At 68.1% G+C, this 12,946-nt stretch carries 12 protein-coding genes; 7 read left to right on the forward strand and 5 right to left on the reverse strand.

Translation table 11 applies throughout. The features are described from left to right. Positions 1-429: 429 nt before the first annotated feature. The 7 genes from ACFYXB_RS44155 (at position 430) to ACFYXB_RS44185 (ending at position 6,388) form a co-directional block, all read left to right on the forward strand. Positions 430-909 carry a hypothetical protein gene (locus ACFYXB_RS44155; protein ID WP_389591050.1) on the forward strand — a complete coding sequence of 160 codons (480 nt, stop codon included), beginning with the start codon at positions 430-432 and terminating at the stop codon, positions 907-909. A 58-nt stretch (positions 910-967) separates the two neighbouring features. Further along, complete coding sequence (locus tag ACFYXB_RS44160; protein WP_389591052.1) at positions 968-1,801, forward strand: transposase family protein; 834 nt, start codon at positions 968-970, stop codon at positions 1,799-1,801. A gap of 179 nt (positions 1,802-1,980) precedes the next feature. Beyond that, positions 1,981-2,883: an AraC family transcriptional regulator N-terminal domain-containing protein gene (locus tag ACFYXB_RS44165; protein ID WP_389591053.1), complete on the forward strand. Its 903-nt coding sequence runs from the start codon at positions 1,981-1,983 to the stop codon at positions 2,881-2,883. A gap of 250 nt (positions 2,884-3,133) precedes the next feature. After that, positions 3,134-3,583, forward strand: coding sequence for a nitroreductase/quinone reductase family protein (locus tag ACFYXB_RS44170; RefSeq protein WP_389591055.1), 450 nt, complete (start codon positions 3,134-3,136; stop codon positions 3,581-3,583). A 166-nt stretch (positions 3,584-3,749) separates the two neighbouring features. Beyond that, entirely contained in the window at positions 3,750-5,153 is a 1,404-nt protein-coding gene (locus ACFYXB_RS44175) for an aldehyde dehydrogenase family protein (protein WP_389591056.1), read from the forward strand. A 152-nt stretch (positions 5,154-5,305) separates the two neighbouring features. Continuing rightward, a complete protein-coding gene (locus tag ACFYXB_RS44180) occupies positions 5,306-5,479 on the forward strand; it encodes a hypothetical protein (RefSeq protein WP_389591057.1) in 174 nt (57 codons plus the stop codon). A gap of 6 nt (positions 5,480-5,485) precedes the next feature. Next, positions 5,486-6,388, forward strand: coding sequence for an integrase core domain-containing protein (locus ACFYXB_RS44185; protein WP_389591058.1), 903 nt, complete (start codon positions 5,486-5,488; stop codon positions 6,386-6,388). A gap of 90 nt (positions 6,389-6,478) precedes the next feature. On the opposite strand, the gene ACFYXB_RS44190 is transcribed toward ACFYXB_RS44185, so the two are convergent. From ACFYXB_RS44190 to ACFYXB_RS44210, 5 genes are all read right to left on the reverse strand, one after another. After that, positions 6,479-7,474 carry a zinc-dependent alcohol dehydrogenase family protein gene (locus ACFYXB_RS44190; protein WP_389591059.1) on the reverse strand — a complete coding sequence of 332 codons (996 nt, stop codon included), beginning with the start codon at positions 7,472-7,474 and terminating at the stop codon, positions 6,479-6,481. Between the two features lie 1,000 nt (positions 7,475-8,474). After that, positions 8,475-9,182: a helix-turn-helix domain containing protein gene (locus ACFYXB_RS44195; protein WP_389591061.1), complete on the reverse strand. Its 708-nt coding sequence runs from the start codon at positions 9,180-9,182 to the stop codon at positions 8,475-8,477. Further along, a complete protein-coding gene (locus ACFYXB_RS44200) occupies positions 9,182-11,293 on the reverse strand; it encodes a hypothetical protein (RefSeq protein ID WP_389591062.1) in 2,112 nt (703 codons plus the stop codon). The genes ACFYXB_RS44195 and ACFYXB_RS44200 overlap by 1 nt, the downstream gene beginning before the upstream one ends. 25 nt (positions 11,294-11,318) lie before the next feature. Then, positions 11,319-11,915, reverse strand: a complete 597-nt coding sequence (locus ACFYXB_RS44205) for a helix-turn-helix domain-containing protein (protein ID WP_389591063.1) — start codon at positions 11,913-11,915, stop codon at positions 11,319-11,321. Positions 11,916-11,989: 74 nt separating this feature from the next. After that, positions 11,990-12,685: a hypothetical protein gene (locus ACFYXB_RS44210; RefSeq protein ID WP_389591064.1), complete on the reverse strand. Its 696-nt coding sequence runs from the start codon at positions 12,683-12,685 to the stop codon at positions 11,990-11,992. Between the last annotated feature and the right edge of the window lie 261 nt (positions 12,686-12,946).

Consider the following 12,946-nt stretch of genomic DNA (forward strand, 5'->3'; position numbering starts at 1 on the left):
CCGAGTAGTCCTTCATCGCCATCGGCGGTCTTCTCGCTTCCTCCGGATCAAGCAGATCCAGTATCAGCGTGTCCACCACTCAGGGGGAGGCCCCCAGCTCCACCGCGTCCCGCTTGAACTCGGGCGTGTACCGCTTGCTCATGTTGCTCTTGCCGCTCACTACCTGGACTGCTTCCTCCGGGACCCAACCGTCCCAGTATCAGGCTGTCCAGATCAACGGGGGAACTTCAATGACGCCGTTTCATCTTGAAGTTGCTGGTCACGGGGCTGGTGTGGATGGGATTCAGGTTGCTCGTGCTGGTCGGGTGTGTGATCGGTAGCAGGTGATCATCTGCCGTGGGACTGGTTTGTCGGAAACGTGCGCCGTGATGGTCCGTGGCGCCTACTGTCCGCGGGAAACGGGGAGTTCACCGGCGTGAGGGGCGGCTTGTGGCCGAGATACTGACGTGGGTGATGCAGCGGCGGATGGTGCTGGCCGAGCGGGCCGAGCGGTTGCGCAAGGAGCTGGCGGAGATCGACGCCGAGGTGGCCCGGCTGGAGGCAGCGGAGGTGGTGATCGGCCAGTTCACCGAGGCCGAGCGCGCGGGTGAGGCGGACGATCCGGCCATGGACGCGGAGCTGGAGCAGGTGACCAGCACGCCGGGAGCGGGCGGGATGCTGCTGGTGCCGCAGCGCGAGCTCGACATGGACGCGGACCTGCTGCCCGAGGACTACCAGGCGATCATGCAGGTGGTGGCCCGGGCGGCCGAGCCGGTCAAGGCTGGTGAGGTCAGCGTCGCCTTGGGCAAGGGAACCCTGCCGGGCCAGGTGGAGGCGGTGCGCGCGAAGCTGAAGCGGCTGGCGGAGCGGGGCTGGCTGCACCGCACCCCGGCGGGCCGGTATGCGCCGCTGACCGGGCCCAGGCCATGAGTGAACCTGGCTCGATCAGGGCGTAACGGGCGGGCCCCCGACGGCAGTTGGGGCGCTCATGTCGAAGAACTCCCACCCCGTCGAGGGCCCGGATGGGCTTGTCTACCAGTGCCGCCTGCCGCTGTCGAGCGTCACCCTGGACATGGTTGCCGGCCTCATCCGCGCCCACTTGAAGAAGATCCGTTCCCGCTGGCGCAAGCTCCCGCCCCGCCGGATCGCCTTGATCGTCCTCGCGGTCCTCCGCCACGACCAGCGGCTTTGTGACATGGCAGGCGGCAACGGCGTCTCCGCGTCCACCGTGCGCCGCTGGCTGCCGGAAGTGATCGGGCTGCTGTCGGCCCGTGCCCCGCGCCTGGACCGCGCGCTGAAGAAAATCGCCCGCAAGGGTGGCGTCGTCGTGCTGCTCGACGGCACCCTCGTGCGCACCCGCCGACGCACCGGGGACGAGAACCGGCCGAACTATTCGGGCAAGCACAAGGCCCATGGCCTGCTGTTCCTCGCTTTGACCGACGAGCGCGGCAACCTGGTGTGGATCTCGGCGGCGAAACCGGGGCGCTCCAGCGAGATCACCACCGCCCGTCACAACAAGATCACCAGTCACCTGCGGGAGGCCGGCCTGGGTGCCCTGGCCGATCTCGGCTTCGTCGGCCTGGACGACGACCCCCACGACCCGGTCATCGTCACCGGCCGGCGGGCGACCCGCGGCCATCCGCTCACCGCCGCCCAGAAGGAGGCGAACCGGCTGGTCAGCCGCGAGCGAGCGGCGAACGAGCACGGCTTCGCCGACCTGAAGAACTGGCGGATCCTCACCAAGGTCCGCATGAACGCCCGACATGCGACCAAGCTGCTGCGGGCGCTCCTCGTGCTGACGAACGGCGAGGTCCACCGCTGACGGACGATCACCTCCTACCGATCACACCCCCGACCGGCACGAGCATCCCAGCCGCGACCCACACCAGCCCCACGACCTGCAACTTCAAGTTGAAACACGCTCAATGACGAAACTCGCGGATCACTGCACATTCCTCTCGATTCTGGAGATCAGCACGGGTCCTGTGTTGCAATTGTGACATGTCTCTGGACGAGCTTCGCGAACTGCTGGAACGGCATGTGCGTCCCGATTCGACCACTGCCATCGACGACGTTCGGATCTGCAAGACCGACCACGCCACTCCGCCGGAGTCCGCGACGTCCGGCACGGTCCTGGCGGTCATCGCTCAGGGCGGCAAGCGTCTCGCGCTGGGAGACCGCGTCTACGAGTACGGCGCTGGTCAGTACCTCGTCGCCTCGGTCGACCTCCCGGTCACGGGGCACTCCACCGACGCGGCGCCGGGCTACCCCGCGCTCGGTTTCGGGATGACTCTGGAACCTGCCGCCATCGCGGAGCTGCTGCTGCAGGCCGGGCCGGAGGACCTGCCGCCGTCCCCCGGCACCGCACACCCGGGAATCGCGGTCAGTGAGGCCCCGGAGGAGTTGCTCGACGCCATCGTGCGGCTGCTACGCCTCCTTGACCGGCCACGGGACCGGAAGGCACTGGTCCCGCTGGTCAAGCGCGAGATCCTCTGGCGGTTGATGACCGGGGAACAAGGCGACGCCGTGCGTCAGCTCGGCCTGGCCGACAGCAGCCTGACGCACATCAGACGCGCTGTGCGGTGGATCCGGGAGAATTACACCCGACCGTTCCGGGTCGAGGAACTAGCGCAAATTTCGGGCATGAGTGTCTCCGCTTTCCACCGGAATTTCCAGACGGTGACGGCGATGACCCCGATCCAGTTCCAGAAGCACATCCGGCTGCAGGCAGCGAGATTGCTGCTGGCGAACCATCCGCACGACATCACCGGCGTCGGGCACCGCGTCGGATACGACAATCCCTCCCAGTTCAGCCGGGAGTACCGGCGCCAGTTCGGCGCCCCGCCCAGCCTTGATGCAGTGCGCATGCGTGACGGATCCGATACCGCTGTTGCGCTGCCGTGAAAGCCGCCTGAGCGAAGAGGATTGTGCAACCACGCGAGAGGATCTTGCTGGCCCGGAGCCCGCGGCATTGTTTTCATGGAGGTACCGGAACGTTCCACGAATTCCGGGACGAAGCAGGAGGCACGTAATGCAGGTCGCCGAATGCTCGCCGACCGCCTCCAAGGGAGAGAAGTATGAAGTACCGCATGCTGGGCCGGACCCGGATCGAAGGCTGCGACGCGCCCCTCGACGATGAGCGGCAGACCGGGCTGTGACCGTGGACGATGCCGTCGTCCGAGCCCTCGACATCGGACCGGACTCCGCTACGGCCGAGTACACGATCGACATCACGACACTGGGTGCACGCAGCGGCACCCCGCGGCGCATCGAGATCTGGTTCCATCGCGTCGACGGTCGCTGGTATCTGACCGGCATGCCCGGACCTCGTAACTGGTACGCGAACCTGCGCGCCCATCCGCGGTTCACCGTGCATCTCAAACACGGGGTCACAGCCGACCTGCCCGCGACCGCGGCGCCGGTCGACGAGCCGACACGGCGGCGGGTGATCACCGCGGTCCTCGACCTGCAGAACCGGCCCGACATCGCCGCGCGGGTCAGCCGGCGCCAGAGCCTCGACGACTGGCTCGCGCGCAGCCCGCTGGTCGAGATCGTGTTCGACGACGAGCAGTTGCGGACAGCGTCCTCGGCGCCGGCCGGATAGCCCGAACCATCAGTGATCCGCGACGCCGGGCACAGCTGACCATCCTGCACCGGCTTGGGCCGTGACGTGCGCCCAGCCGGCGCGACGGCCACAGATCAGACAACCGCCGGCCCACTCCGTGGGTTTCGGCGGCGAACAAGTCCAGGAGACCACCATGCAAGAGAACGTGATCAACAAGATCTACATAGACGGTGAGTTCGTCACCCCGCACGGCACGGAACTCGCCGACCTGTTCAACCCCACCACCGGGAAAGTGATCGGCCAGGTCCAGCTCGCCGACGAGGTGGATACAGCGGCGGCCGTCGCAGCGGCGAAGCGTGCGCTGCCGGCTTGGTCCGCGACATCGAAGGAAGAGCGGCTCGACGCGCTGCGCCGGCTACAGGCCGCGGTCGCCGCGCGAAGGAACGAAATCGCTGACGCCGTCCTCATGGAGTACGGCGCGCCAGTGCGCAACGCGTGGATGGTCGATTCGGCCCCCGGTGCGATCGCCGACATGATCACGACGTTGGAGGGCTTCGACTTCACACGGCGCATCGGCAAAGCAACGGTGGAAATGGCGCCGATCGGTGTCGCCGGCCTGATCACGCCGTGGAATTCCGATCCGTTCATCATCTGCGACAAGCTCGCGACCGCTTTGGCGGCCGGCTGCACCGTCGTCATCAAGCCGAGCGAGATGAGCGCGACGCAGACCCATGTCGTGACCCAGGCACTCCACGAGGCCGGATTGCCCCGAGGTGTCTTCAACATCGTGACGGGGCGCGGCGATGTCGTCGGGTCCGCGATCACCCGTCACCCTGACGTCGCCAAGATCTCCTTCACCGGCTCGACCGCGGTCGGCAAGATCATCTTCCGCGAGGCGGCCGAGACGATGAAGAGCCTGACGCTCGAACTCGGCGGTAAGTCTCCGTCGATCATCCTCGACGACGCCGATCTCGAGGAAGCCGTCACGGGCGCGCTCATGGCCGGGTTCGCCAACAGCGGCCAGGCGTGCGTCGCCGGCACCCGCATCCTCGTCCCGGAGAACCGGCTGGACGAGATGCTCGCTGTCGCCACGGCGAAGATGGCCGACTTCCCGGTCGGCGATCCGCGCGACCAGGCGACCGCCATCGGTCCGATGGTGAGCGAACGGCAGTGGGAGCGTGTCCAGGGCTACATCCGTCGCGGTGTCGAGGAAGGCGCCCGGATCGTCGTCGGCGGACCCGACCGCCCCGAGGGACTCGCGGACGGATACTTCGTACGACCGACCCTGTTCGCGGACGTCACCAACGACATGACGATCGCGCGCGAGGAAATCTTCGGGCCGGTTCTTTCGATCCTCACCTATCGTGACGAGGACCACGCCGTCGAGATCGCCAACGACACCGACTACGGCCTGCACGCCTATGTGTTCTCGTCGGATCCCGCGCGAGCGCATCGCATCGCGTCGCGGCTCGAGGCGGGCCGGGTGGCGATCAACGGTGGCTATGAGCCGCTGTCCCCGTTCGGCGGGTTCAAGCAGTCGGGCATCGGGCGGGAATACGGCACCTTCGGTCTTGAGGGCTTTCTCGAACCGCGGTCTGTGATGGCCTGACAGCGTCCTCGGCGCGGTCCGGATAGTCCGCATCTCAGGGTACGGATAGGTGAAGCTCCTGGTAGACGGGCGATTGACTAGATCCTGTGCCGCTCGAAAAGTCGTCGCCGCAGGTGGGCGGGGTGCGGTGGGTCCACTGGGACCATGTCCGCGTGATCGTGTCCTTGCTGTACAAGGTGGCCCGGAAGTTGCTGTGCGCACCGTCGGTACTGCTCCGCAGTGAGGCCGCGAAGGACGCGGAACTGCTGGTGTTGCGGCACGAGAATGCGGTGCTGCGCCAGCAGTTGGCCGGTCCGGTCCGCTACGAGCCCGCCGACCGGTTCTGATTCGCCGTGCTGTCCACGCTGGTACCCCGGCGGCGCTGGCGCGAGGTCTTCCCGGTCACCCCCGGCACCCTGCTCGCCTGGCACCGCAGGTTCATCGCCGCGAAGTGGGACTACAGCGCGCGCCGGCGCACCGGACGCCCACCCACCCGGGCGGCGGTCAAGATGCTCGTCCTGCGGCTGGCCCAGGAGAATCCGAGGTGGGGACACAGGCGGATCCAGGGGGAGTTGGCCCGACTCGGGCATCAGATCGCCGCCTCCACGGTCTGGGAGATACTGAACGCCGCGGGCGTCGACCCGGCGCCGCGTCGTACCGGCCCGACTTGGCGTGAGTTCCTCACCGTCCAAGCCGAGGGCATCATCGCGGCAGATTTCTTCCCCATCGACACCGCGCTGGGTAGGCGGTTGTACGCGCTGGCGTTCCTCGAGCACGGTACCCGGCGCCTGCACATCGCCGGGGTCACCGCCCATCCGACGCGGGATTGGACGGTGCAGCAGGCGAGGAATCTCGCCGTCGACATGGGCATACGCATGGAGTCCCTGCGCTTTTTGCTGCGTGATCGTGATGGCAAGTACGGCGAGGCGTTCGACGGCGTCTTCCAGGCCGAGGACATGGAGATTCTCAAGAGCGCGCCGCGAGCTCCTCGGATGAACGCCCACTGCGAACGGATCATCGGCAGCATGCGGCGTGAGGTCCTCGACCACGTCCTCATCGCGAACGAGGCCCATGCTCGAAAGGTCCTTGCCGCCTACGAGCGGCACCACAACGAGCACCGACCTCACCAGGCCCGACACCAGCTACCGCCCGAGGCTCACGAACAGCCCGCCACCGTGCATGACCTCGACACCCGCAAGGTGCTACGCACCCGGATCCTCGGTGGCCTGATCAACGAGTACCGATATACGGCGTGACGTGCGGCGACGACTTTTCGAGCGGCACACCATGCGGCGCGGGCTGCGTCAGAACAGTTCCGCTGCGCCCGCGGGCGCCAACGCGGCCAGTCAGCGGGGGACGGTGACGACGACCTTGCCGACCTGTCTGCCGGCTTCCAGGTAGCGGTGGGCGTCGACGATGGCGTCGAGGGGGAAGGTCTTGTCGATGACCGGAGTCAGGTCTCCCTTGGCCAGTCCGTCCCGGACGAAGTCGACGGCCTGACGGCGGCGCGTGTCGTCCAGAGTGATCTCCATCATCTCGAAGCCGCGAATCGTCTGGTGCTTGAACAGGACCTCCAAGACATCGAGGGGGGCGGGCTCGGTGTCCAGAACGCCGTAAAGCACGATTATGCCCTCTTGGGCGGCGGCCCTGATCAGATCCGCCAGAGCCGGGCCCCCAATCGGGTCGAAGACGACCCGGGCGCCGTTGCTGCCGGTCAGTTCCCGCACCCGGGCGACGACATCCTCCTCGGTGGTGGCGATGACCGCGTCGGCCCCCGCGTCCAGGAGCTGCTGGCGCTTGGCGCTGGTGCGGGTCAGCGCGACCGCGCGGGCGCCGACCATGTGGGCGATCTGGATCGCGGCGAGCCCGACGCTGCTGGAAGCGGCGGGGAGCAGGACGGTGTCTCCGGCGCCCAGGTGTGCAAGGTCGATGAGGCCGCCGTAGGCCGTGATGAACATCATCCATACCGAGGCCGCCTCCTCGAACGACAGGCCCTCGGGGTTGGCGACGACTGCGCGCGCGGGCGCCAGGACGTGTTCGCCGTGCACCGTGTAGTCGGTCATCTTGAAGGACGGCACGACGCTGACCGCGTCACCCACGGCGAGGCCGGTGACACCCGCCCCGACGGCCTCGACCTCCCCGGACGCCTCGTATCCGAGGCCCGAAGGAAAGACGGGATCGTAGCCGTACTGGCCCAGACGGAACATGGACTCGGCCCGGTTCAGCCCCAGAGCCCGGGTACAGATGAGGACCTCGCCCGGCCCCGGGCTGGGAACAGGTACTTCTTCCAGGCGAAGGACCTCGGGGCCGCCGGTCTCATGGAAACGGACAACGCGGTTCATAGTGCAACTTTCGCGAGCATGATGGAGGGCGGTACCGGCTGCGGGGAGCGGCGGCCGTCTCGTCGTGCGGGTGAAGGGCCTGTCAACGCATGGTGCCTTGGGAGACAGCAGTGGCCGCTGGGCTGCCTCGCGTGTCTCGAAAATTGAGTTGTCCGGGCAGCCGCGTGGCCCACAAGATCTGCTCATGACCACGACGACTGTCTTCCTGCCGTTGCCCTCCGCCGACCGATCGGTGCGAGTTCAGCAGCAGCCGGGCCGACCGCGAAGGTCGACGCTCTTGCCCGCATGATCGCCTCCATGGCCGCGGGACTCCTTGCCGGCTACGGCATCGCCGTCCCGGTGGGCGCGGTCGCGACCTGTCCGCAGTTCCGTGAATCCCCAGGTCAGGGGCGGTAACGGCGGATCGTTTCGCCAGGGTGTTTCCTGCCGTGGCGAGCAAGACGGTCGAGGATGTGTTGTCGCGTGAGAGGGGCCAGCGGGTGCGCTGGCCCCTCTCCTTGAAAGCCCGTCAGATACCGAGAAATCCGTCCCACAGCACTCTCACAGGCCGGAAAATGTGAAGAAAAGCAAGGCCGAACCCGGCAGCCCATCAGAGGCAGCACTCAAACGGTTGGCGCAGACGGCCGCCACCCAGTCCCGCGCCGAGACACCACGGGGCGTGCCAGGGCAATGACCCTCAACAGCCAGCGCGACGCCCCGGCGGCCTGAAGCCACAAGTGGAAGCACGGAACAGGACCCGCGCATGAATCAATCCGATCCGATGCCGCGACAGCGCCGCTGGTGGATCGGGCTCGCTCTGAGGGGCTGCGGCTGACCGGCGGGGGCGGGCTGCTGCAGCAGCCCACACAGCTGAAGGGACGGGCGGGCAGCCGGAAGCGTACTGCCACCGCATGATGCTCGACGCACCGCGCCCCGCTTCACGCAGAAGGACCCGAACGGCCATTTCGTCACAGGAGCCATCGAAGAGCCCCGGCATGATCATGCACTGCTGCTGGTTAGGTCAGCGCGGATGCCAGGTGCGGACTTCGAGATGGATGATCTGGGCATCTGCGCGGATGCGTCCAGTTTCCACGAGCCACTGGTGCACGGCGGCGGTGACGTCGCCGGCGGCAGCGTCGACGCGGCAGGCGAAGTCGACGGCGTCGAAGCCACCAGTGGTGGCGGAGCCGTAGGAGCGTTCTTCGGTGTGGTCTGCGCGTTGGATGACGTTGCGGCGGATGCCGGGGGAGTCCGTGCGGCTTCCGGAGGGGTGCATGTAGCCGGTTTTGGCGAGGCGGACGGTGAAGGCCAGGCGCAGGCCTTGGCGGGCGGCTTCGGCGATCAGGGGGCGCAGGCGGGTGGAGCCGGAGGCGATGGCCTGGGCGGCGACGCGGCCGGCGCCGGTTCCGGTGGGGGTGATCAGGACGGCTTTGGTGCGGACGCGGGCGGGGGCGCCGGAGGCGGTGGTGCGGCGGGTGGTGTGGCGGGCGGCGATGGCGGCGAGTTCGGGCAGGTCGGTGATGCCGCCGGTTTCGACGGCGGCCACGACTTGGCGCAGGGCGGTGACGAAGGCTGCGCCTTTGTTCTTGGTGTAGAACTGCGAGACCAGGGAGGGGTCGCGGTTGATGATGCGGGCGATGTCGCGTTTGGTGTAGCCGGCTGCTTGGAGGCGGTCGGCGAGGTGGGCCGCTTCGTTCAACTCGCCCTGGTTTCGGGGGCGGGGCGGCATCAGGCCTCCTGGCCGGTGGCGGTGAGGGCGGCGCGTCCGGTGTCCCGGAGAGTGAGGAGTTCCTCTTCGCTGGTGGGTGCGGGAACCGGGCCGGTGAGGTGGCCTCGGAGGAGGTAGTCGCCGGGCTGGTGGTGGTGGGGCCAGTTCTGGGGCTGGGTGAGGTAGAGGGCGTCGGTGCGGAAGGCGATGACGCTGCCGGGCGGGGTGTGCAGGGCGCCGGCGTAAGTGTTGTCTTCGCGGTGGCGCTGGGTGAGCAGGGCGGCGCGGGCGCCAGACCAGATCGCGGCCGCCCATTCGGGGTGCGCGTTGGGGTCCCGGCTGAACCCGGTCGGCTTCTGCCAGGTGATCCGTTCCTCGTCGAAGCCGATGATCTCCGCATCCGCAGGCACGTCCCGCTCAGCGGTGCGGGGCGTGGTGCCGGTGACCATGCGAGGGCGTTGAGCGAAGGAGCCGATGCCGTACAGAAGGATGGAGCGCACGGCGCGGGAGGCGAGGTGGGCGGCACGAGCTTGCTGGGGGTCACCCTGGAAGTGGGCCTGGGCGGAGAGGTTGGTCCAGGTCTCCTTGAGTTTCTTGGCCCAGTCGTCCAGCGGTTTGCCGTCCTCCCACAGGATGCCGTCGAGGATCTCGACCTTCCACGACCCGATAGGGTTGGCCAGGGCGGCGTGGATTTCGGGGCCGCCGGCCCAGGTGGTGAAGGTGGTGCCAGGCTCGGTGGGGTAATGCCAGGCGCGGTCCCCGGGGGCAGGAGCGGGCAGCAGGCCGACGTGGTTCCAGGTGTCGGGAACGGTGACCCGCACCTGCCAGTGCCCACACCCGTACAGGGCTCGTGTCTGCTCCTTCTCGGACCACGAAGCGAACGTGGCGGCGGTGATACGGCGGGGGGTGCTTACCGGGGACTTCCAGGTGTGCTTGGCGTAGGCGAAGGTGCGGTCGTACTCGACGAGTTGGGGCAGCTGCTCGGGAACCCTTGGTGGGGCGATCAGTTCGTTGCGGCCTTGGCCGGCGGTGGCGTGCAGGAGGCCGCGCAGTTCCTCCGACAGGACGGGGAAGCCGTCAGCGTGCTGACCGCGGGTGGGGATGGTGCGGGTCCACAGGTCGCGGCCGGTCTGCGAGGGAGAGCCCATGATCACGGCGTCGCTCCAGTGGCGGCGCAGGGCCTGCCACAAGAGGACGAACGCGTCGCGGATGGTGGCCGGGTCGTCGCCGTCGACGTCGAACCACTCCCCCACGGAGCGGATCTCCACGTGGCTGTCGTTGTTGTCGCGTTGGTAGCGGCCGACGGGGTTGCGGGCGTGGACGAAGTGCCCGGCCATGCGGTCGCGGCCGCGGCCGGTGTCGGTGCGCCAGCCCGGCGTGGGGGCGTTCAGCCAGGCGGCGACGGCGTCGCGCAGGTAGGGGTAGCGGCCTGCGTCGCGGTGCCAGGGGTCACCGGAGGTGATGTAGATCCGCTCCACGCCTTCGGGGATCGTGTGGAAGACGGCGGTGAGGATGTCCGCGGCTGACCGGTTGCCGAGGTCCAAGTGGTGGGTCTGGTTGCGGTGGACCAGGACGCCGCTGTCGGTGTCGAGGAAGACGGTGGAGCGGGCCTGCTGGGTGAAGTTGGGGCGCTGGGAGGCAAGGCCTGCGGCGTGGGTGAGCCAGGCGTCGCCCGCTTCTCCCTCGGGGATTGAGGGCAAGGTCCGCGGCGCCTCCAGTTGCGTAGGCGTCGGGATGGTGGTGGTTGTTACGGCGGGGGCGGGTGAGGGAGCAGGCTGCTGGTGGCGGGGGGTGGTGGGTGCGGATGCCACCGCTCGTGGCTGCGGGGCCGGTTCGGGCTCGGTGCTGGCGGGGGCCGTGGGTGTGTCGGGGGCCGGAGACGGCTGCGGAGCGTCGCTGTCTCCGGCAAGGCTTTCGGGGGCCAAGGTGGGGGCTACGGCGACGACATCGGCCACGCTCAGCCCGGCTGCGGGAGCGATTCGCTCTGCCTTCGCCTTCTCGTAGGTGGCCAGTTGGGCGATCTGCTGGTCCCGGGCTGCTTCCAGTTTCGCCAGTTCCGCCCGGGTCTTCTTGATCTGGTCCCGCATGGCACGCAGGTCGGCGAGCGCGGTGTTGTAGCTCTGTGCGTCCATCGGGGTTCCTTGTCCGAGCGGGGCTTCAGCCGACGGTGTTCGTGGGGATGTAGGCGATCGCCCCGCCCGAGTGGGAGGCGAGTCGCTTGCCCAGCAGTAGATCGGCGAGGTGGCGGTCGCCGTCCACGCTGGAGGTCATGGTGAGGCGTGGGGCCGCCAGGTCGGTGACGTAGCCGATCAGGCGGGCGTCGGGGAAGGTGCGACGGCCCTGATCGTTCTTCTCCCACCGCTGCAGGCCGGCCAGGGCGGCGACGACGTAGCCGGACAGGGTCACGGGCAGCACTCCCCCGGCCGCGACGCTCGCTGCGTCGCACCGCCACCAGCCACGCAGCGCTTTGAGGAGATCGTCGGGGGTGAGGGAGGTGGCGAAGCCGATCCAGTCCCGGTCCGGGTCGTCTGCCGGTCGGGCCACATCGACGCGCAGGACGGCGATCTCTTCAGCGCCTAGCCGGTCCAGCGGTGCTTCCGGGCGTGTGCTGAGGGCCTGGACGACGTGGAGCGGGATCATGACACGTACACCGCGGTGGGACAGTCCCGGCAGTAGCCCCGCGTGCACGAGGCGCCGGAACGTGGTGACGGCGCAACCCAGCTCTTCGGCAGCCTGCCCGGTCGTCAGCAGCACCGAACCGCACCCCCTTACATGCGCACTCTGATATCCGATCAGACATTAACGTTATGGGTGGTTGCAGTGGGCTGTCAAAGCGCGGCATCGGGGTTCTCTCCCCCGTAGTCCCAGGCTTCTTCCGCAGCGGGCCCTTCGGCATTGATCTTGACGAGGCGGGAGGCGATCCCTCCTTCGTTGCGGCCGAATTCCCCTGCCAGCTCGGCCAAGGAGGCGCCTTGCGCACAGCGTTCAGCCAGGCGCTGTTCGTCCTCGGCGCTCCACCGCTTGTAGGCGTTGGGGTGGGCCTTGCGCTTGTCCGCCACGGTGTAGGACTTGGGCTCTTCCGGCCTTGCGCGCGGGGTGGGTACGTCGTCGGCCGGGAAGGTGATGAGCCTGAGGTGGTACAGCGCCCATCGCACGGCCCTCTCGCTACGCTGGAGGTCTTCGGCTAGTTCCTCGACGGTGGCGCCGGCGAGGAACTCTGTGCGCAGGTAGCCCTTCTCGTTTTGCGTCCAGGAGGTACCTCGGCGGCGGGCTGGGGCGCTTGCCGAGGCTACGGGCCCCGCTACCGGGGTGCTGGCGGCGGTAGTCGACGCGGCTGGGGGGTTGCGGAGGGCTGCCCAGCCGGGTTTGTAGGCGGGGGGAAGTTGCTCTCTGAAGGCATTGAGCAGGCGCAGGTAGGCGTAGGTGTCGGCCGCGTCTGCGGTATGGCGCCCGGCTTCCCACGCGGACATGGTGTCGGGTTCCACGTTGAGAGCACTGGCCATTTCATCGACGGCGGCCCCCATAGTTCTCGCAGTCGTCGGCGCTCGCCGGGAGGGGGCAGTTGTGGGGGCCGAGGGCCCTTCTTGAGGAGGTCGGTCTTGCGTGGTGGAGTGTGTGTCCATGTGCTGTCTGCCTGATTTGTCGATGCAGCTCGACGTCCTTGTGCCATGAGGCGGCGATAGGCATCGGGGGGGCCTCCCCCTGAGTGGTGGACACGCTGATACTGGATCTGCTTGATCCGGAGGAAGCGAGAAGACCGCCGATGGCGATGAAGGACTACTCGG

The sequence above is a fragment of the Streptomyces sp. NPDC002619 genome (assembly GCF_042889305.1).
Taxonomy (GTDB): domain Bacteria; phylum Actinomycetota; class Actinomycetes; order Streptomycetales; family Streptomycetaceae; genus Streptomyces.

Coding starts and splice junctions, on each gene's coding strand:
- ACFYXB_RS44160 (WP_389591052.1), top strand. CDS start 968: ATGTCGAAGAACTCCCACCCCGTCGAGGGCCCGGATGGGCTTGTCTAC.
- ACFYXB_RS44210 (WP_389591064.1), bottom strand. CDS start 12,685: ATGGGGGCCGCCGTCGATGAAATGGCCAGTGCTCTCAACGTGGAACCC.
- ACFYXB_RS44200 (WP_389591062.1), bottom strand. CDS start 11,293: ATGGACGCACAGAGCTACAACACCGCGCTCGCCGACCTGCGTGCCATG.
- ACFYXB_RS44165 (WP_389591053.1), top strand. CDS start 1,981: ATGTCTCTGGACGAGCTTCGCGAACTGCTGGAACGGCATGTGCGTCCC.
- ACFYXB_RS44195 (WP_389591061.1), bottom strand. CDS start 9,182: ATGCCGCCCCGCCCCCGAAACCAGGGCGAGTTGAACGAAGCGGCCCAC.
- ACFYXB_RS44190 (WP_389591059.1), bottom strand. CDS start 7,474: ATGAACCGCGTTGTCCGTTTCCATGAGACCGGCGGCCCCGAGGTCCTT.